The 18,036-nt window shown below is 74.0% G+C and carries 17 protein-coding genes; 5 read left to right on the top strand and 12 right to left on the bottom strand.

Annotation, left to right across the window (positions count from 1 at the left end; all coding sequences use genetic code 11):
- Positions 1-638 precede the first annotated feature (638 nt).
- Genes ACIGAN_RS05445 through ACIGAN_RS05435 form a run of 3 tightly spaced genes read left to right on the top strand, consistent with a single transcriptional unit; the run spans position 639 to position 2,663 of the window.
- Complete coding sequence (locus tag ACIGAN_RS05445; protein ID WP_399855058.1) at positions 639-1,412, top strand: SDR family oxidoreductase; 774 nt, start codon at positions 639-641, stop codon at positions 1,410-1,412.
- A gap of 16 nt (positions 1,413-1,428) precedes the next feature.
- Entirely contained in the window at positions 1,429-1,758 is a 330-nt protein-coding gene (locus ACIGAN_RS05440) for a nuclear transport factor 2 family protein (RefSeq protein ID WP_399855056.1), read from the top strand.
- Positions 1,759-1,817: 59 nt separating this feature from the next.
- Positions 1,818-2,663, top strand: coding sequence for a MerR family transcriptional regulator (locus tag ACIGAN_RS05435; protein ID WP_399855054.1), 846 nt, complete (start codon positions 1,818-1,820; stop codon positions 2,661-2,663).
- A gap of 22 nt (positions 2,664-2,685) precedes the next feature.
- On the opposite strand, the gene ACIGAN_RS05430 is transcribed toward ACIGAN_RS05435, so the two are convergent.
- A complete protein-coding gene (locus ACIGAN_RS05430; RefSeq protein ID WP_399855051.1) occupies positions 2,686-3,633 on the bottom strand; it encodes an alpha/beta hydrolase family protein in 948 nt (315 codons plus the stop codon).
- A 271-nt stretch (positions 3,634-3,904) separates the two neighbouring features.
- Between ACIGAN_RS05430 and ACIGAN_RS05425 the strand changes: the two genes are divergently transcribed.
- Positions 3,905-4,495, top strand: coding sequence for a TetR/AcrR family transcriptional regulator (locus ACIGAN_RS05425; protein ID WP_399855048.1), 591 nt, complete (start codon positions 3,905-3,907; stop codon positions 4,493-4,495).
- 55 nt (positions 4,496-4,550) lie between these two features.
- On the opposite strand, the gene ACIGAN_RS05420 is transcribed toward ACIGAN_RS05425, so the two are convergent.
- Both ACIGAN_RS05420 and ACIGAN_RS05415 read right to left on the bottom strand, forming a co-directional pair.
- Complete coding sequence (locus tag ACIGAN_RS05420; protein ID WP_399855046.1) at positions 4,551-5,090, bottom strand: GtrA family protein; 540 nt, start codon at positions 5,088-5,090, stop codon at positions 4,551-4,553.
- A 206-nt stretch (positions 5,091-5,296) separates the two neighbouring features.
- On the bottom strand, positions 5,297-6,058 hold the full coding sequence (locus ACIGAN_RS05415) for a ZIP family metal transporter (RefSeq protein ID WP_399855043.1): 762 nt from the start codon (positions 6,056-6,058) through the stop codon (positions 5,297-5,299).
- Positions 6,059-6,250: 192 nt separating this feature from the next.
- Between ACIGAN_RS05415 and ACIGAN_RS05410 the strand changes: the two genes are divergently transcribed.
- Entirely contained in the window at positions 6,251-7,777 is a 1,527-nt protein-coding gene (locus ACIGAN_RS05410; RefSeq protein ID WP_399855040.1) for a PstS family phosphate ABC transporter substrate-binding protein, read from the top strand.
- Here ACIGAN_RS05410 and ACIGAN_RS05405 read toward each other — a convergent pair.
- The 9 genes from ACIGAN_RS05405 to ACIGAN_RS05365 all read right to left on the bottom strand — a co-directional run bounded on the left by ACIGAN_RS05405 (position 7,772) and on the right by ACIGAN_RS05365 (position 17,806).
- Entirely contained in the window at positions 7,772-8,470 is a 699-nt protein-coding gene (locus ACIGAN_RS05405; protein ID WP_399855039.1) for a 2-phosphosulfolactate phosphatase, read from the bottom strand. The genes ACIGAN_RS05410 and ACIGAN_RS05405 overlap by 6 nt on opposite strands.
- Positions 8,471-8,503: 33 nt before the next feature.
- Entirely contained in the window at positions 8,504-9,292 is a 789-nt protein-coding gene (locus tag ACIGAN_RS05400) for an endo alpha-1,4 polygalactosaminidase (RefSeq protein ID WP_399855037.1), read from the bottom strand.
- Positions 9,289-9,951: a spherulation-specific family 4 protein gene (locus tag ACIGAN_RS05395; protein ID WP_399855034.1), complete on the bottom strand. Its 663-nt coding sequence runs from the start codon at positions 9,949-9,951 to the stop codon at positions 9,289-9,291. The genes ACIGAN_RS05400 and ACIGAN_RS05395 overlap by 4 nt, the downstream gene beginning before the upstream one ends.
- A complete protein-coding gene (locus ACIGAN_RS05390) occupies positions 9,948-10,841 on the bottom strand; it encodes an NAD-dependent epimerase/dehydratase family protein (RefSeq protein ID WP_399855031.1) in 894 nt (297 codons plus the stop codon). Before ACIGAN_RS05390 ends, ACIGAN_RS05395 begins: the two co-directional genes overlap by 4 nt.
- A 7-nt stretch (positions 10,842-10,848) precedes the next feature.
- Positions 10,849-11,562 (bottom strand): nucleotidyltransferase family protein, encoded by a 714-nt coding sequence (locus tag ACIGAN_RS05385; RefSeq protein WP_365740060.1) that lies wholly within the window; start codon positions 11,560-11,562, stop codon positions 10,849-10,851.
- 43 nt (positions 11,563-11,605) lie between these two features.
- On the bottom strand, positions 11,606-12,607 hold the full coding sequence (locus ACIGAN_RS05380) for a GDP-mannose 4,6-dehydratase (RefSeq protein WP_365740061.1): 1,002 nt from the start codon (positions 12,605-12,607) through the stop codon (positions 11,606-11,608).
- A 36-nt stretch (positions 12,608-12,643) separates the two neighbouring features.
- Positions 12,644-14,062 (bottom strand): hypothetical protein, encoded by a 1,419-nt coding sequence (locus ACIGAN_RS05375; RefSeq protein ID WP_399855029.1) that lies wholly within the window; start codon positions 14,060-14,062, stop codon positions 12,644-12,646.
- A complete protein-coding gene (gene pelF, locus ACIGAN_RS05370) occupies positions 14,059-15,579 on the bottom strand; it encodes a GT4 family glycosyltransferase PelF (protein ID WP_399855027.1) in 1,521 nt (506 codons plus the stop codon). The genes ACIGAN_RS05375 and pelF overlap by 4 nt, the downstream gene beginning before the upstream one ends.
- A 97-nt stretch (positions 15,580-15,676) precedes the next feature.
- On the bottom strand, positions 15,677-17,806 hold the full coding sequence (locus ACIGAN_RS05365) for a hypothetical protein (protein ID WP_399855024.1): 2,130 nt from the start codon (positions 17,804-17,806) through the stop codon (positions 15,677-15,679).
- Between the last annotated feature and the right edge of the window lie 230 nt (positions 17,807-18,036).

Here is an 18,036-nt window from a genome sequence, read left to right as displayed (position 1 = left end):
GGTCGGCGGGCTTGAGCAGAGCGGGAGTCGTGGACACGGAGGGTCCTCCAGGGGCACCGGGGACGGGCCGGCCGCCCCCGCGCGGGCAGGGGTGGCGGCGGCCCCGGGGCAGGGTCAGGCCGAACGAGGGGAAGAGGCGCGTGTTTCAGCGGCGGAGCGTGGGAGCGGCCCCGGTGCGGGTGGCGTCACCGCACGGCAGGGGCGTCCAAGAAGCGGGTTCAGCGACAACACGAGCCCGGGCGTCGGCACAGGTCGATGACCAGGCGTCGCACCAAGGGCTCGGAGTTCATGAGGCATATTTCTACAGCAGACGCGGCCCGGTACCAACAGGGCGTCCATTTCCTGGAACACGCCGGGCCGCACCGGCGCCCGCTGCCGTCGAACACCTGATCCGCCGGGTGAGGCATGAAAGCCGAGCACGGGGGTAACCGCTCGCCGGGCGGAAGGGCCGCGGCACCTGGGGAGGTCGGCGCGGCCCTTCCCTTTTCCCGCACCCGCGGGCGGGCCGGCGTTCCGCCGTGCGGCAGTATCGGGCCGGCGTGACGCCGTGCGGCGGTATCCGGGCCGGCCGTCCGCCGCGCGGCGGTATCCGGGCCGTCCTTGACCCTCTCCCCGGGGGAGAGTCCAAGGTCGCGGCCATGAACAGCACAGAATTCGACGGTCGCAGCGCGGTGGTGGCGGGCGGCAGCAAGGGAGCCGGGCTGGCGACGGTCCGCCGGCTGCGGGCGGCGGGAGCCCGGGTCGTGGCCCTGGCCCGTACGCCCGTGGACGTGCCGGGCGTCCAGTCGGTCCGGGCCGATCTCACCACCGCCGAAGGTGTCTCCTCGGCCGCCGGGACGGTCACCCGGCTCGTCGGCGCGCCCGACGTGCTGGTGCACCTGGTGGGCGGATCCCGTGCCCCGGCCGGGGGCTACGCGGCGCTCGACGACGAGACCTGGGCCGAGGAGCTCGCGCTCAACCTGCTGTCCGCGGTCCGGCTGGACCGCGCGCTGATCCCGGCCATGGCGCGGCGCGGGACGGGCGCGGTGGTGCACGTGACGTCCATCCAGCGCCGGATGCCGCTGCACGAGTCGACCCTGGCGTACGCCGCGGCCAAGAGTGCCCTGACCACGTACAGCAAAGGGCTGGCCAACGAGCTGGCGCCCGCCGGTCTGCGGGTCAACACCGTCGCCCCCGGCTTCATCCGCACCGACGGGGCCGAGCGCCTGCTGAGCCGCCGGATGAGCGAGGCCGGGATCAGCCGGGACGAGGCACTCGCGGACCTCATGCGCGTCCTCGGCGGTATTCCGCTGGGGCGGCCCGCCGAGCCGGAGGAGGTGGCCGAGGCCATCGCCTTCCTGGTCTCCGACCGGGCCGGTGCCGTCACCGGCACCGAACTCGTGGTCGACGGCGGCACCGTCCGCACCCTCTGAGCACAAGGAGTGAGAGATGATGACGAACGCACAGGACTTCGCCGCGGCCTACTTCGCCGCGGCGGCGGACGCGGACCAGGAGCGCCACGCCGCCCTCTTCGCCGACGACGCCGTCGTCCACGACGACGGCCGGAGCCACCGGGGCATCGCGGCCGTGCGCCGCTGGCACGCGGAGGTGCCGGAGGTGACGTACCGCGTGCGCGAGGTCACCGGCACAGCCGGAGCCTGCCGGGCGGTGGCCGACATCTCCGGGGACTTCCCCGGCAGCCCGCTCACCCTCCGGTTCGCCTTCGAACGCGATGCCCGGGGGAAGATCACTCTGCTCGACATCGCACCCGCGAGCTGAACGACGTGTCCGGATCCGGTGCTCGACCGGATCCGGGCACCGGCGACGAGGAGGACGGCGTGGACCGGCCACTGACCATCGGGGAGTTCTCCCGCATCACCCACCTCAGCATCCGGGCACTCCGGCGCTACCACGAGCAGGACCTCCTCGTGCCCGCCGAGGTGGACCCGGTCACCGGCTACCGCTACTACTCGCTCGACCAGGTCGGACCGGCGCTGACCATCCGGCGGTTCCGTGAACTCGACCTGCCGCTGGCCGATCTGCGCACCTACCTGCGGGCCGGATCCGGCGGCGCGGAGGCCGGGGGCCGCAGGGCGCAGGAGATCGTCGCCGCTCACCTGCGCCGGCTGGAGGACCGGCTCGGCCGCACCCAGCGGGCGGCGCAGGCGCTGCGCGAACTGCTCGACCCGGAGGCCGCGCGGAGCGTGAGCCTGGAGGTCCTGCCCGCCCAGCGGGTCCTCGCCGTCTCCCTGGACGTCCCGCCCGGATCCGATCTGAGCTGGTACGACACGGCGATGCGGGACCTGGAGGCGGTGGCCGGCCCGCGCCCCGTGCTCCCGCCGGGAGGCCGCTACGCGCACACCCTCTTCACGGAGGGCCACGGCCGCGCCACCGTCTATCTCCCCGCGGACACACCGCTGCCGGGAGGGGCGCGGGGCGCCGTGCGGGAGCTGCGCCTGCCCGAGCGGACCGCCGCCGTCACCACCCACACCGGCCCGCACGACGACCTGGACCTCGCGTACGCCGCCGCCGGTTCGTACGCCCGGCGCGCGGGCCTGGCCTCGCAGGATCTGGTCGAGGAGGTGTACCTCATCGGCCCGCGCGACACCGACCGGCCCGATCAGTGGCGCACGCTCGTGGCCTGGCTGGTCGCCCCCGGCGCGGGAGCCCGGGCGGCGGACTGAGGACCGCAGCCCCGTGGGGTGCCTACTTGCTCCGCAGCCTGCCCAGGGGGTCGGGGTCCTCCTCCAGCGCCGTCACCGCCGCCTTCCAGGCGGTGTCCTCCGGGTGGAGGGCGCTGCGCAGGTAGGCCGTGGTGAGGCGCTGGAGCAGGGCGACGCGTGCGGGACTCTCGTCGGTGGTCTCGGCGACCTCGTAGCCCGGGATCCCGCCGAGCGAGTGCTCCGCGCCGAACAGGGTGAGCAGGCTCTTGCTGCCGGGACTGTGGTGGAAGGCGTCGGCGAACCAGTCGGGTCCGCGTGTCGACAGGGGGGACCGGTCGCTGTCCCCGGCGACGATCAGGGCCGGGGTGACCATGGTGGCGAACGACGGCCGCATGAAGGGGAAGTGCTCGGCGGCGAAGGGGGTCAGGTCGTCACCCAGGCCGGTCGCCGCGAGCAGCACACCGGCCTTGACGCGGGCGTCGGACAGGTCCTCGCCGGGAACGCCGTCGGGGCCCAGGACCCGCGCCCCCAGCAGTGTGCCGGCCGTCTGGGCTCCCCAGGAGTGGCCGGCCACGGCGATCCGGTCGTGGTCCACGCGTCCGGCGAGGCCCGGCACGGCGGCTTCCAGCGCGTCGAGGCCGTCCAGCACGCGCTCCAGGTCCTCGACGCGGTAGCGCCAGATGCGCGGCGTGCGGGGATCGTCGGCGGGCAGGCCGAGGGTGCGGGAGTCGAGGTGGGTGGGCTGGACGACCACGAAGCCGTGAGCGGCCCAGTGGTCCGCGAGCGGGGCGTAGCCGTCCATCGACCAGCCGAAGCCGTGCGAGAAGACGACGACGGGCAGGCCGTCACCGGTCGCGGGGGCGGACACCCGGACGTGCAGGTCCTGGCCGCGGCCCGGGGCGGGCAGGACGACGGGTCTGGCGGACAGCACCGGGGCGGGCGTGTCCGCCGCGAGGGTGTGCCGGGCGTGAGTGGGGGTCGAGTCGGACATGGGAGGGCCTTCTCTCGGCTTCGGGGGTGCTTCTCACGGACAGGCCTTGTCGCCGCACACGCGGACGGGTGCCTGGTCGGCCGCTTCCGGGTCTGTCATCATGAATGAAGCGGAACGTCGTTCCACTTACGATACGGAACGCTGTTCCGTTTTGCAATGACGCTCAACGAAGCCGTGCGGAAGTCCTGCGCGGAAGTCATGGCGAGAAGGTCGTGGTGAGAAGGTCGTGGTGAGAAGGTCGTGGTGAGAAGGTCGTGGTGAGGAAGCCGTGGTGAACGAGAGCGGTGAGCGGGCGGGGAACTCGGCGAAGTCCCGGCGCAAGGACGCCCGGCGCAATCAGCAGACCCTGCTGGACGCGGCCGCCGCGGTCTTCGCGGCCTCGGGGGTGGAGGCGCCGGTGCGCGACATCGCGACCGAGGCGGGCGTGGGTACGGGCACGATCTACCGTCATTTCCCCACCCGGGCGGACCTCGTCATCGCCGTCTACCGGCACCAGGTGGACGCCTGCGCCGAGGCCGGCCCGGCTCTGCTGGCGGCCGGTCCGACGCCGTACGCCGCCCTGGAGCGGTGGGTCGGCCTCTTCGTCGACTTCCTGGTCACCAAGCACGGCCTGGCCGCCGCGATGCAGGGGGACAGCGCCGGCTTCGAGACGCTCCACGCCTACTTCCTCGACCGGCTGCTGCCGGTGTGCGCCCGGCTCCTGGACGCTGCCGCCGCCTCCGGCGAGATCCGGGCCGACCTCGACGCCTACCAGCTCATGCGCGGCATCGGCAATCTGTGCATCGGGGCCGACGGCGACTCCCGCTACGACGCCCGCCGGCTGGTGGCGCTCCTCATCGCGGGGCTGCGCCGGCCGGACTGAGCGCCGCCCGTACCGCCCGCACCGGGCGACGGGCCGGCCGGGCCCGGCGGACGGCTCAGGCCGTGCGGCAGAGCACCGCCGCGCCGGCCGGCGGGAAGCCGCCCACGGGACGCGCGCACGGGACGGCGGCGGCACGGTCGGCGGCGGCGCGGTCGGCGGAGGCGGCCGGGGCGTGCCGCCGCGCGAAGACGACCAGGCGCAGTACGGCGAACCGCGCGACACCCGCGAGCGCGGAGGCGGAGAGGTAGACGGCCTGTTCGAGCGTCGCGCCGGGCGCCGCCACCAGGTGGTGGAGGACGAGCATCGCCGCACAGGTCACCGCGTAGGCGGCCACCGCCGACCCGGCCGACTGCGCGTGCTGGCGCCGGCTCGCGTGCCGGCCCGCGCCGAAGGTGAACCGGGCGTGCAACTCGGTGGCGAGGAGCGTGGACGCCGCGGTGATCAGGGCGTTGGCCAGGATCCAGGGCATCCAGGAGGCGGTGACCGGCACGGCGAAGCTGGAGGCGAGTCCCACCCCGCCGCCGCAGAGCACGAAGCGGGCGAAGGCGGTGAGGGTGCCGGGCCCTCCCCGCCGCTGCCCCCGCGGTGCGCTCATGATCCCCCCTGACCGCCGTGTAGTTTCGTCGGACGGAAACGCTACGTTGCGTTCAGGGGGCGGGCAATCGATTTACTGCATGGAAAGTGTGTCGCAGCAGCTCACGGCCTCTAAATCTTTGCAATGGCGGCGGGTAATGCAACAATGCCGGCCTTCCTTCATTGCAATGACGGAAGGTGAAGGCAATGCCGTCCCCGCAGGGCCCGTCAAGCGTGGGACAAGGCGAACGAGACCAGGAAACCGCTGACGGTCACCAGCCCGATCGCCAGGTGGGCCTCCTGGAACGCCTCGGGGATCATGGTGTCGGCGATCATCGCCAGGATCGCGCCCGCGGCCACCGCCGTCACCGCCGCGATCACCGCGGTGGAGAAACCCCCGACCACGGCATAACCGAGGACGGCGGACACCGCGCTCGCGGCGGCGATCGCCCCCCACACGCCGAAGACATAGCCCTTGCCGCGTCCGGCCTTCCGCATGCCGGCCGAACTGGACAGCCCTTCGGGGATGTTGCTGATGAACACGGCCGCCACGGTGACCGCGCTGACGGCGCCGCCGTGAAGCAGACCGACCCCGATGACCGCGGATTCGGGGACCCCGTCGAGCAGCGCGCCCAGCGCGAGCGCCAGCCCCGAGCCCTTGTTCTCCTCCTCGGAGGGCTGCGCCTGCCCGGGATGGTGACCGGATCGCTTGCGATGCCGGGCGCCGCGGCGGGCCAGCCACAGGTTGCCGGCCGTGTAGGCCAGGGCGCCGGCCAACGTGCCGAGGGCCGCCGGGGCCAGCCCGGCCTCCTCGTACGCCTCACCGACCAGTTCGAACGAGACGGCCGAGAGCAGCACGCCCGCGCCGAACGCCATCACCAGGGCGATGACCTTCTGCGGGACGCGCAGCCGGTAGCCGAGCACCGCCCCCAGCAGCAGGGCGGAGCCGGCCACGATTCCCCAGCCGCCGGCTTGGATCACTTCAGGCATGATGCCCCGTCTACCCCGGCTGGAAGGTCCCACCCCCGAGGCCGGGCGACGCCGCGATCGCGCGGCCGACGGCCGAACGGCCCGGTGAAGTTGAACGGAGAGCGAACACTGGTGTCACCCACGTGACGGGCTGTTCGGGCGGACATACGGTGACCCCACCATCGGAGCTCTGGGAGTGGCGGGGGACCACCAGTGGAGTGGCTGAGCCTTGAGAACGTCATCGCCATCGGCACGTCCGTCCTCGGTCTCCTCGTGCCCGTCGCGATGTTCCTCTACGACCGCCGGGTGACGCGCCGCAAGCTGATCGGCTACCGCGTGCAGATGGACAGCCCCATAGGCGACGGGTCGTCCAACCCCCGCCTCGGCGACTTCGACGTCCCGAACATGGCCGACGCGTCGCTGGTGCTGCTGCGCATCGAGAACGACGGCTCGCAGAGCGTCGCCGACAACGACTACACCTCGTCCGAAGTCCACGGCCTCACCGCCGAGTTCACGGGCCGCACGGTCCAGGCCGTCTCGGTCACCCAGCCGTCCGGCATCGAGCACCTGAACAGTCACTTCACCAACGCCAACGGCTTCGAGCACATCGGCAGCACGGTGACCATCCCGCGCGTTCCGCTCAACCCGGGCGACCACTTCAAGCTGCTGGTGCTGCTGTCCGGAGGCCCGGCCGAGGGGGACGTCAAGCTGATCGGCGGCCTTCGGGACGGCCGGGTCCACCGCAACAGCGCTCCCAAGCCGGACGAGAAGCAGCGTACGTTCAGCCTGCCGGCGCGGCTGCTCAGCGGTGCGCTGGCCCTCGCGGTGCTCGCCCTCGCCGGCATCATCGTGCTGCGCGACGGCAGCCCCATCGAGTGCGAGCAGGGCGAGCTGACCCTGACGGGCTCGACCGCCTTCGAACCGGTCATCCGCACGATCGCCGAGCAGTACGAGGCCAAGTGCCGGGGCGCCGACATCTCCGTGGAGGCGCGCGGGAGCGAGGACGGCGTGTCCCGGCTCGCGGAGCTGGGCGAGCGGTCGCCGAGCGCCGCCCGGTCCGTGATCGCCTTCTCGGACGGGCCCATGGGCAAGCGCTGGAACCTGACGGGCACTCAGGTCGCGCTGTCCTTCTTCACGCTCGTCGTCCACCAGGACGTCGACCTCGGCCCGCGCGGGCTGTCCCCGCGGCAGGTGCGGGACATCTACGCGGGTGAGTACCGGCGTTGGGGCGAGGTCGTGCCCGGCCGGAAGGAGATCGCCGACCTGCCGATCGTCCTGGTCAGCCGGGGGGACGAGTCCGGGACGCGGCAGATCTTCCAGGACCGGGTGCTCAAGGGGTGGGAGCGGGCGCCGAGCACGTCCCTGGACTGTCACCCGCCCGCGCGGGCGGGTGACACCGTCACGCGCTGCGAACTCGGTTCCACCCGTGCCGTGCTGGACAAGGTCGAGGAGCAACCCGGCGCCATCGGCTACAGCGAGGTGGGCCTGGCCAGGGAGCGCGGTGGCAGGGTCGACACGGTCCCCCTGAACGGCGACTGGCCCGACGAGGACCGGATCGACCTGGGCGCCGGCCCCTACCCGTACAAGGACGTCGAGTACGCCTACACCTACGGCCCCGCCCCGGCCGGATCCCTCGCCGCCGGGTTCCTGGCCTACCTCGACGAGTCCACCAGCCGGCAGGTGATCCGGGGCAAGGGCCATCTGCCGTGCCTGCGGGAGCCCGCCCGGTGCCGGTCATGACGGAGACGGGCGGGCGCCGGGCACCGTGACCGGACGGAGCACCGTCAGCGACTCCTCCCGGCGGGCCACCATCGCGAAGGGGAACCTGTCGAGCTCCAGGCAGAGAGCGACGTCGTCCGGGTGGCTGCCGCCGCGCAGGCCGCCGGCGAGTTCCGCCGCGGCCCGGGACGTCCGGGCGCGGTGGAGGTACGGGGCCGCCTCGACAGCGGTCCCGGCCGCGCGCTGGCCGATGTACTCGGCGCAGGCCAGGTCCTCTTCGGCGCGGCCCTCCTCACCGGTGACGACGAACGTCACCGGCTCGCGGCCGTGGGCCTGGAGGAACCGCGCGGTCGGGCCCGCCACCACGAAACTCGCGCACAGCACCAGCGGCGCGTCGGCGACGGCCAGCGCGCCGACGGTGCCCGCGGTCGTCTTCTGCACCAGGGTGCGGCCGGTGACGTCACGTGACCTGAGCCGGCCGGGCGAGTTCACCTCGTCGAAGCCCGGCGCCGGCGCTCCGTCCTTCAGAGCCAGCCAGCCCGGCCGGCTCTCCTTCAGGGCGAGTGCCTCGCCCACCGTCGAGGCCAGGACGATCCGCTCGGCCCCCCGGGAGAACGCCCAGGCGGCCACGGTGAAGGCCCGCATGACGTCGACCACGACCGCGACGCGGGGGACGACGGTCAACTCCGGTATGCCGACGAAGTGGTGGCCCATCGCGCCATTGTGCCGGACGGCGGGCGGCCCGGGTCAGCACGGGCTTCGCCACACCCCCAGTTCCGGCCTCTTCACCATCGACGACAGGCCCAGCCGGCGCGACTCGGGACAGAAGTCGCCCCGCCGCTGCGTGTACTCCACGTGGAACACCGCCTTGCCCGCCTCGACGAACGGGGCGAGTTCGCCGCACTCGCCGTACTGGGCGCACTCCTCGTTGACGGCGAAGTCGAAGTCGGCCACCAGCTGCGGGATCTGGGGCAGGTCGTTCTTCAGGCCGACCGACAGTCCCCGCTCGTGGGCGATGGCCGCGACCATGCGGTTGTACGCGAGCTGGTCGCGTGCCGTGAGCGGAAAACCCGTGTCGTCGCCGTACCCCTCCACCAGGTCGGGTTCCACCGCGTCGAACCCCTTGTCGCGGCACATGTCGAAGCGGCGCTCCATGATCGGGCGCAGCACGTCCAGCCGCCGGATGTCCAGCCACCGCTCGCCCCTCCAGCCGTTGGGCCTGCCGAGCACCGACCGGGGGAAGGCGTCCCGGTCCGGCCGGAAGTCCTCCCACGCACCGACGTTGACGTAGCAGATGACCTTCCGGCCCGCGCGGTGCAGCCGGGCCACGTCCGCCGCGGAGTTCTCGAAGCCGTCGATGTCGTAGACGGGTACGTCGGCCGAGGGGTCGACCCTGCCGTCGAGCTGCCACTGCCAGGCGAGACCCGGGCGGGGCTTCCACCGCGGCGCGGGGGAGCCGCTGTCGGAACAGCTCGTCAGTGCCGCCGCCGTCAGCGCGGCCAGCAGGGCCGCACGGCGGCGCGGGCGCCTGCTCATCGCTCCGTCCCGGTCAGGGCCGGTGTCAACCGCGCCCAGGGGTTGGGCGGTTCGCCCGTCACGGGGCCGCAGACCGCCGCTCCGCGCTCGTGCGCGGTGCGCACGGCCAGCGGAACGAGCGCGCCGGGCACGCCGTAGACGAGGTGGCACAGCCGCCCGGGCGGGTGGCGTTGCGTCCACGCCGGGCGGCTGAAGGCGGACACGTACGTCGACCAGTGGCCCTCGAAGGTGACGGTCAGATCGGCGAGGCGGGCGTACCCCGGCGCCGGATGCACCCCGGGGTTGAGGACGACCGTCCCGGCGCCCAGCCGGCGTGCCGCGCGGACCAGCCGGCGACAGGCCGCGAGCCCGTCCGCGGTCGCCGTCACCCGGTCCAGGAAGCAGCCGTCCGCCGCGTACCACTCCCGGTGCCGGCGGACGTCCTCGCTGATCCCCGCGAGGTCGCGCACCCCGTAGTCGGTGTCGACGTAGCCCAGCAGCCGCGCCCCCGCGGCCCGCAGCGCACCGGCCGCGGCGACGAACGCCGGGTCGGGGACCTCGCCCGGGCCGCTCGCCGGGTTGAGGACGACGCCGTAGGTGCGGTGCGCGGCGGTGATCAGCCGGTGCCAGGCGCCCGGGTCCTCGGCCGGATGCACGTACAGCGGGATCAGCAGCGTCACGGCGTGCGGCCCCCTTCCCACAGGGCGGCCAGCGCCTCGTCCAGGGTGTGGGCCGGGCGCCAGCCCAGCGCGTCCCCGGCGGCGGTGCTGTCGGAGCACTGCCACGACACCGGGGCCGAGCGGAGCGAACCCGCCGTGGTCTCCTCGATCCGGCCCCGGAACCCGGCCAGCCCGGCCAGCCCGCGCACCAGGTCGCGCACCGGGACGGCCCGGCCCCCGCCGATGTTGAGGACCGGCGGCAGCGGACCGGGGGCCGTGGCCGCGAGCACGGCCGCCCGGGCCACGTCCCGTGCGTCGACGAAGTCGCGGTGGGCCGACAGGTCGCCCAGCCGCAGCACCGCCTCCGGGTCGGAGCCGGCCTCGCGCAGCAGCGCGGCCATCCGGCCGGGCAGGCCGGTGGGCGGTGCTCCGGCACCCACCGGATTGCCCACCCGCAGGACGACCGCGTCCAGCCCCGAGGTGGTCACCGCGACCGTGCCCGCGAGTTTGGTCGCACCGTAGGGGCCGATCGGGTGGGTGGCCGCCGCCTCGGTCACCGGGACGCCGGGCGTGCCGGGACCGTACTCGGCGGCCGACCCCAGGTGCACCAGGCGGGCCGCGGGGGCCGCCTCGCGCAGCGCGGCGCAGAGCACGGCCGGGCCGCGGGCGTTGACCTCGGCGAGGGTGACGGCGTCGCCGCCGGTCGCGCCCGCACAGTTGATCACGGTGTCGGGCACGGCCGAGGCGAGGGCCTTCGCGAGTCGCTCCGGGCTGACGGTGGCGAGGTCGACCGCGAGGTCGGCGCCGGGCGCCCGGCCCCCGGCGAGGACCAGCGCCCCCGGCAGGGCGCGCAGTCGCTCGGTGACGTGGCCGCCCAGATAGCCGGTGAAGCCCAGCACGAGAATGCGCATGGCGTGCTCAGACTCCCTTGAGCAGAAGCGACTTGCGGGTGGTGAACTCGGCGTTGGCCTGGTCGTAGTCGTCGGGGCGGCCGATGTCCAGCCAGTAGCCGTCGAACTCGTAGGCGTGCGGCTCGTTCCGGGCCTTCAGCAGGTCGAGGACCAACTCGTCGAACCCGAGCGGCAGTCCGGGCGTGTACCCCTCCAGCGTGGAACGGGACAGGCCGTACACGCCCATGGAGACGCGGTAGTCCATGCTCGGCTTCTCGGTGAACGCGACGACCCGGCCGGCGTCGGTGGTCAGCACCCCGAAGTCGATGTGCACCTTGCGGGCGTACGTGGCGATGGTCAGCGGTGCGCCGCGGTCGCGGTGCCGGAGCAGGACGTCGGCGTAGTCGAGGTCGGTCAGGACGTCGCCGTTCATCACCAGGAAGGTCTCGGGCAGACGGTCGCGCAGGGTGAGCAGCGGGCCCATGGTGCCCAGCGGACTCTCCTCGGTGGCGTAGTCGACGGCCAGGCCCCACTGGGAGCCGTCGCCGACATACGCGCGGATGATCTCGCCGAGGTGTCCGATCGCCAGGGTGCAGCTGGTGAAGCCGGCGGTGGAGAGCTGGCGCAGCACGATCTCCAGGATGGCGTGCTGGTCGCCGATGGGGACGAGCGGCTTGGGCAGCGCCGTGGTGTACGGCCGCAGCCGGACGCCCTTGCCTCCCGCCAGGATCACTGCGTGCATGGGGCTCCTCCTTCGTGAACGTGCGCTGTCGTGCCGGACGGGGTCAGATGTTGTAGATGCCGGTCTTGTAGCGGGCGAGGTTCGCCGGGTCGCGGAAGAACGTCACGGTGCGGGCGAGGCCCTCCTCCAGGGTGTGGGCGGGCCGCCAGCCGGTCGCGGCGGCGAGCCGGCTCGCGTCGGCGACGAGACGCATGACCTCGGAGCCGGCCGGGCGGATGCGGGCCTCGTCCGCGCGCACGTCGAGCGGCGTGTCCATCACCTTGCCGATCAGCGCGACCAGGTCGCCGACCGAGATCTCCCCGCCGGTACCGGCGTTGAAGGTACGGCCGACGACCTGCTCGGCCGGCGCGGTACCGACGGCGAGGAACGCCTGCGCGGTGTCCTCGACGAAGGTGAAGTCCCGGGTGGGGCGCAGGTCTCCGAGGGTGATGGTGCGTTCCCCCGCCGCGACCTGTCCGATGACGGTGGGGATGACCGCCCGCATCGACTGGCGCGGCCCGAAGGTGTTGAAGGGCCGCAGCGTGACGACCGGGGTGTCGAAGCTGGCGTGGTAGCTGTCGGCCAGCCGGTCCCCGCCGGCCTTCGAAGCGGCGTACGGGGACTGGGTGTTGACGGGGTGGTCCTCGGTGATCGGCACGGTCTGCGCGGTGCCGTACGTCTCGCTGGTGGAGGTGTGCACCAGCCGGGGCGTGCCGAGGGCGCGGACGGCCTCCAGCACGTTGAGGGTGCCGGTGACGTTGGTGTCCACGTAGCTGTGCGGGGCCCGGTACGAGTACGGGATCGCGATCAGGGCGGCGAGGTGGTAGGCGGTGTCGGCGCCTTCGAGGAGGCCGCGGACGGAGCCGGGGTCCCGGACGTCGCCCAGGACGATCTCCACCTGGTCCAGGACGTCCGGGTGCAGGGTCTCCAGCCATCCGTAGGAGGAGAAGGAGTTGTACTGGGCCATGGCGCGGACGCGGTGCCCGGAGGCGACCAGCGCCTCGGTGAGGTGCGAGCCGATGAAACCCTCGGCTCCGGTGACGGCGGCGAGCGGTGCGGAGGTCAACGGGGGTGTCCCTTCGTAGGGTCGGTGAGGTCGGGTTCAGGCGTGCGGGGCGGGCCGGCCGAGCAGCCACAGCGCGCACACCGCCAGACACAGGGCGGCGGCGCCGCAACCGAGCGGCAGGGCCCAGGCGGTGCCCGGTGGCAGCCGGAACAGGGTGACCGCGCCGGCCCCGGCGGCGGCCGCCAGGCAGATCCCGGCCGACGGCCAGGCCGCCCCGAACGCCTGGAGCAGCAGCGCGGTCCACAGCACGGCCGCGAGGAGCAGCAGGGCGAGCGGGTCGGCGCCGGTGAGCAGCGCCGCGGGCAGCAGCGGTGTGAGGTAGGCGCCGAGGCAGAGGCCGAGGATGCCGGCCGAGCGCAGCAGGAATCCGGCGGGGGTGGCGGTGGCGCGCAGCGCGGCGACCGACAGTCCGCGGTAGCGGTACAGCAGCCATTCCGCGGGTCCCATGCTCAGCGTCAGCACGATCACCGCGTACGGTTCCTCCCGCCCCTCCAGCAGCACCAGCACCCCGGCGGCCAGTCCGAACAGGCCGTACGGCAGCGACCACCGCAGGCGCGGCCGGCCGGCTCCGGGGACGGCCGGGACGGCGCGGGTGCCGCGCAGGACCCAGCCGGTGACGGTGAGCGTGGCGATCAGCGCCAGCAGGGGCAGCCCGGCCCGCAGCGCGGGGCCGGGCTCCCACCACGGCAGCAGGGCGGCGCCCGCGAGCAGCGGGCTGAGCGCGGCCAGCAGCAGCCGTTCCCGGCCCAGGACCAGCAGGACACCGGCGGCCGCCAGGTACGCGGACTGCGCGGCCACCGCCAGGATCACCGGCCCGCCGCCCGCGGGCAGCGCGCCCACCGCCGTGGCCAGCGCGGCCCCCGCGGGCGCGCCGGCCAGGAGGGTACGGCCCGCCTCCCGGCGTCCGGTCGCCAGCCGCAGGTGGGCGCGGTGGCCGAGTGCCTGCCCCCACGCCCAGGAGACGAGCCCGGCCAGGACCAGCGCGGGGGCGTACCCGCCGGCGTGCCACAGCGGCGCGGTCAGCAGGTAGGCGAGCCCCGGCAGGGCGAACAGCGCGCCCCGCAGCAGACAGCGCACGGTGTCGGGACGCCAGGGGTCGGCCGGCGGGGCGGGTTCGGGGAAGGTGCGCGGCACGCGCGCGTACAGCGCCGAGGCCAGGGAGAACAGGTTCGGGTGGCCGTACCGTTCGCTGATCACGGAGGCGGACAGTCCCTCCGCCTCCAGCAGGGCCGCCACCTCGTAGGGGTGGACGGCCGGGCCCACCCGGTCGGCGAGTTCGGCGGCGAGTTCACTGACCGCCTGCTCGTCGGGGCCGCGCCCGGGGAGCCGGACGGCGAGCGTGGCGTCGTCCAGGGCCCAGCGCGGCCGGCGGCGCGGCGGGCGGGTGCCGGCCAGCCGGATGGCCAGCGTGTCCTGCTCGCAGCCCCCCGGTTCGAGGGACATCGGCCCGCTCACAGCGCCAGACTTCCGGCGCCGCCGACGGCCGGGGCGGCCATCGCGACCCTCGGCGGCACGACCGTCGGCTCCTTTTCGGGGTGGGCCAGTTCCAGGTAGACGGAGCGGAACGTGTCGATGGTCTGCCGCAGCGTGAACTGCTCGATGACCCGCAGCCGGGCCGCCTCACCCATGGCCCTGCGCCGCCCGGGATCGTCCAGCAGCTCCAGGGCGGCGGCGGCCATCGACTCCGGATCGCGCGGGGGCACCACGAGCCCGGTGTCGCCGACGGCCTCGCGGACGCCGCCCACGTCGGTGGAGACGGTCGCCCGGCCGCAGGACATGGCCTCGATCAGGGTGAAGGGGAAGCCCTCGCTGATGCTGGAGAGCATCACGACGTTGCCGGCGGCGTAGGCGTCCTTGATGTCGTCGACGCGCCCTTCGAAGGTGACGGCGTCGGCGTGCCCGAGCCCGGCGGCCAGGGCCTGACAGCGTTCCCGGTAGGCCTCCCCGCCCCGCGGGGTCCCGCCGAACAGGCGCAGGCGCGCGTGCGGGAGCCGGGCGCGGACGAGGGCGAAGGCGCGGATGAGCGTTTCCAGGTCCTTGATGGGGTCGACGCGGCCCGCCCAGCTGAGCGTCGGCGTGTCCGGCTCGGGCCCGGCGGCCGGGAACGCGGCGGGGTCGACGCCGTTGTAGACCGTGCGGATCGACTCCGGGGCGGCACCGCCCTCCTCCTCCCACAGCCGGTTGTAGCGGTTGCCCGGGGTGATCAGGGCGGCCCGGCGGTAGCTCTCGCCCGCGAGCAGCCGGAAGAACCCGAGGATGACGGCCTTGACCGGCCAGCGGTAGGGCGCGGTGCGGTAGCCGAGGTAGCGCTCGCGCAGGTAGACCCCGTGCTCGGTCAGCAGCAGGGGAACGCCGTGGTCCCGGAGGGCGGCCAGGCCCGGCAGGACGGCGACCCCGCCGCTGACCGCGTGTGCCACCCCGCTCGCGGGCACGGGGGCGGCCAGTGGGCGCAGGGCGTGCTCCAGCAGAGCGGTCGCGGTCAGCGCGTCGTGCAGGGTCGGCCGTGCCTCGCGGACGGCGAGGCCGGGGCGGTTCCACAGGGCGGTCAGGATCGCGACGGCCCGGTCCCCGCGCAGGAAGGGGCTGAGCGTCCCGTCGGAGGCGGCGCGTGCCAGCGCGTACAGGGCGGGTGCGAAACCGTCCTCGGCGTGCGGGTCGAGCAGGGCGGTCAGGAACCGCTCGTAGGCGGCGGCCAGCCGGTTGCGGGCCCGGCCCCGGGGCGCACGGCCCTCGGGCGGGGCGCCCCACAGGGGCACCGACAGCACGCTCGTCACGTGCGCGGGCAGGTCCCAGACGACCGGCTCCCGTCCGGTGCCGGTGACGGCGATGACGTCGATGGCGAGGTCGGGCATGCCCTGGACGAGCTGGTCGCACCAGACGCTGACGCCGCCGTGGCTGTGCGGGTAGGTGCCTTCGGTGAGCAGGGTGACGCGCGTCGCTGCGAGGCGTCGCGCGCCGTGGGGAACGGGCATCGTTGTGCTCCACGGCTGAGGTGTGGGGTGGCTCGGGCCGGTCCCGGCCGCCGCGGGGCGGCCGGGACGTCCGGTCGGTGCGGGGCGCGTGCGCCGTTCAGCCGTCTGCGGTGTGGCCCACCGGGTCGGTGACGCCCGCGGGGACACGGGTGCGCGGTGCGGGGCCGGTGGCCGGGGCGGGCCCGTCGGTGTCGTCGGCGGCCGGGACCGTGGCGGACGGAGGCAGCGTGAAGGCGAGCGGCGTGCCCGTGGCGGGCGTCCAGCCGGACACGGCTCCCGCGTACGCCTCGCCGAACGCGGCGCCGGCCAGGGTGGTTCCGGCGGGCAGGGTCGCGGTCACCGCCAGCTCGTCCGGGGCGTCGACGGTCACCGCGGTGCCGATGCGATAGGCGGTGACCTCGCCGGCCCGCAGCGCGGCCTGCCAGGCGGCCCGGCGGCGCAACTCGGCGCCGATGTCCCGCATCCGCGGGTTCAGCAGGGGAGTGTCCTCGGCGAACAGCGCCCGGTAGCCGTCCAGGACGCCGTCGAGCACGGGGTAGGCGATGCGGTCCTCGGCCAGGTTCGACTGGTGGATGAAGTGCGGCTTCGGATCGTTGGACAGGACGTGCCCGAGGGCGATGCGGGTCTCCAGCGGCACGATGTGGGCGGCGTAGCCGGTGGCCGGGTCCAGGGGCGCAGGCAGACAGGTGCTGGTCTGCGGGTTGTCCTCGCAGATGCCGCTGCCGCCCTGGGCGCGGCTGGTGTAGATCCAGTTGTACTCGTCGACCTGCTCGGCGGCCCGCCCGGCGTTGTAGAAGACGTTCATCGGGTACCGGGGGACGGTCGTGGCCGGGCCGACGCGGCGCTGGGCGGGCTCCCGGGAGTTGTCGGAGCCGAGCCAGGCGATGTCGTTGTCGTCGAGGGCGAGCGCCAGGTTGGGGTTGTCCTCGGGCTGCTGCGGCAGCACCTTCGTTCCCGAGTGCTCGCCGGTGACCAACTCGTCGTCGTGCAGCGGCAGTCCGGCGCCGTGGCCCCAGACCCGGTTGGTGGCGATCTCGTCGGAGATCTCGGCGCGGCTCGTCCAGCGCGTGCTGCCGTCGGCGTCGGTCGCGCACTTCCACGGCACGACGGTGGTGTCCTGCACACAGCCGAGGAAGGGGTGCGAGTACGTGTGGTTGATCCACCGGAACTCGCCCCGCCGCGCGATCAGCCGGTCGGCGAGCGCGTCCGCGCCGTCGTGGTCCTGGCGGTGGTCGACGCTGCCGACGCCGTTGTAGGCGAAGTCGAGGGTGAAGTCCTTGTCGTGCTGCCACGCCACGGCGTGGTCGACGTCGGCGGCCGTCATCCGGATCGGGTCGGGTGTGGCGTTCGGGTCCGCGCAGTCGACGTCGCCGGGTGTGCAGTCGAGCGTGCTGTTCCACCGGTCGTCGGCGGCGAAGACGTCGTCCACGTGGACGGAGAAGTAGTTCCGCGCGGCGCCCAGGTGCACTCCGCCGGTCATCCACTCCACGATCCCGCGGGCCAGCAGCCGGAACTGTTGCTGGTACCGGTTGTAGACGAAGGTGACGACCAGCTCGCGCCGCCCGTCGTGCCGGTATTCGCCCACCAGCGCGCCCTTCGCGGACTGCCCGGGGATCGGCGCCTCGACGTAGGGGGTGAAGTCGGCGCCCGCGGCGGGCTTCGACAGGTAGGCGTAACTCTCGCCGACGGCCGGGTCGTTGTCCTCGAAGGGCACCGCCCCGTCGAGGTAGCCGAAGGGCCCCGCCCTGCCCGCGGCGGTCACCTGGGCCTCCTTGCCGTCGAGACTGCCGGCGTAGCCGCCGGGGAGCGGGTACTGCAGCCCGGCCTCGGGACGCGCGTAGGTGTAGGCGTCGACCTGGGGGATGTCGTACGCCCGCTCGTACGCCGCGAGTGCCGCCATCTCGGCCGAACCGGCGGGGAACGGGTTGTCGTCGGGCAGGACGACGGCCTGGAACCTGGCACGCGGCCGCCCGTCGACCGTGTCCGCGAGGAAACCGGCGTCGATCACGGTCCGGCCGGGCCGCGTGAGGTCGATCAAGGTGTACGGCGTGCCGGCCGCGGCCAGTTCGGCGGCTATCGCGTCGGTGGACGGGCCGCCGTCGCTCACCACCAGCACCCGCAGGTCGATGCGGGGCGTGGTGTCGGCGTGCGCCGTCCCGGCCGGCAGGCCCAGTGCGGCGATGAGCGCGCCCGCGGTGACCACGGCGGTGCGTAAGGTCCGCTTCATGCGGTGAAGTCCCCTCCCCGGGCAGGGATGAGCACGGCTCCCGTGGAGCGGACGCACCCCCTTGCGTGCCGCCGGCGTCCCCCTCAGAAGCCGGTTCGTCACGCATCCGTTCGCGTCACATAGTGAGGTCTGTGTGGAGATTTCGCGGTCATGTTGCGCAACATGACGAAAAAGCGCAGGTGCCGAACCGGGTGCCCACCGCGGCGAAAGCGGTCGTACCCGGTCACCGG

Source organism: Streptomyces sp. NPDC085931, from assembly GCF_044540565.1.
Taxonomy (GTDB): Bacteria; Actinomycetota; Actinomycetes; order Streptomycetales; family Streptomycetaceae; genus Streptomyces.
This window is presented reverse-complemented; position numbering and strand designations above follow the sequence as displayed.

Coding starts and splice junctions, on each gene's coding strand:
- ACIGAN_RS05400 (WP_399855037.1), bottom strand. CDS start 9,292: ATGAGCAGGCGCCCGCGCCGCCGTGCGGCCCTGCTGGCCGCGCTGACG.
- ACIGAN_RS05420 (WP_399855046.1), bottom strand. CDS start 5,090: ATGAGCGCACCGCGGGGGCAGCGGCGGGGAGGGCCCGGCACCCTCACC.
- ACIGAN_RS05365 (WP_399855024.1), bottom strand. CDS start 17,806: ATGAAGCGGACCTTACGCACCGCCGTGGTCACCGCGGGCGCGCTCATC.
- ACIGAN_RS05385 (WP_365740060.1), bottom strand. CDS start 11,562: ATGCACGCAGTGATCCTGGCGGGAGGCAAGGGCGTCCGGCTGCGGCCG.
- ACIGAN_RS05430 (WP_399855051.1), bottom strand. CDS start 3,633: ATGTCCGACTCGACCCCCACTCACGCCCGGCACACCCTCGCGGCGGAC.
- ACIGAN_RS05405 (WP_399855039.1), bottom strand. CDS start 8,470: ATGGGCCACCACTTCGTCGGCATACCGGAGTTGACCGTCGTCCCCCGC.
- ACIGAN_RS05390 (WP_399855031.1), bottom strand. CDS start 10,841: ATGCGCATTCTCGTGCTGGGCTTCACCGGCTATCTGGGCGGCCACGTC.
- ACIGAN_RS05445 (WP_399855058.1), top strand. CDS start 639: ATGAACAGCACAGAATTCGACGGTCGCAGCGCGGTGGTGGCGGGCGGC.
- ACIGAN_RS05415 (WP_399855043.1), bottom strand. CDS start 6,058: ATGCCTGAAGTGATCCAAGCCGGCGGCTGGGGAATCGTGGCCGGCTCC.
- pelF (WP_399855027.1), bottom strand. CDS start 15,579: ATGCCCGTTCCCCACGGCGCGCGACGCCTCGCAGCGACGCGCGTCACC.
- ACIGAN_RS05440 (WP_399855056.1), top strand. CDS start 1,429: ATGATGACGAACGCACAGGACTTCGCCGCGGCCTACTTCGCCGCGGCG.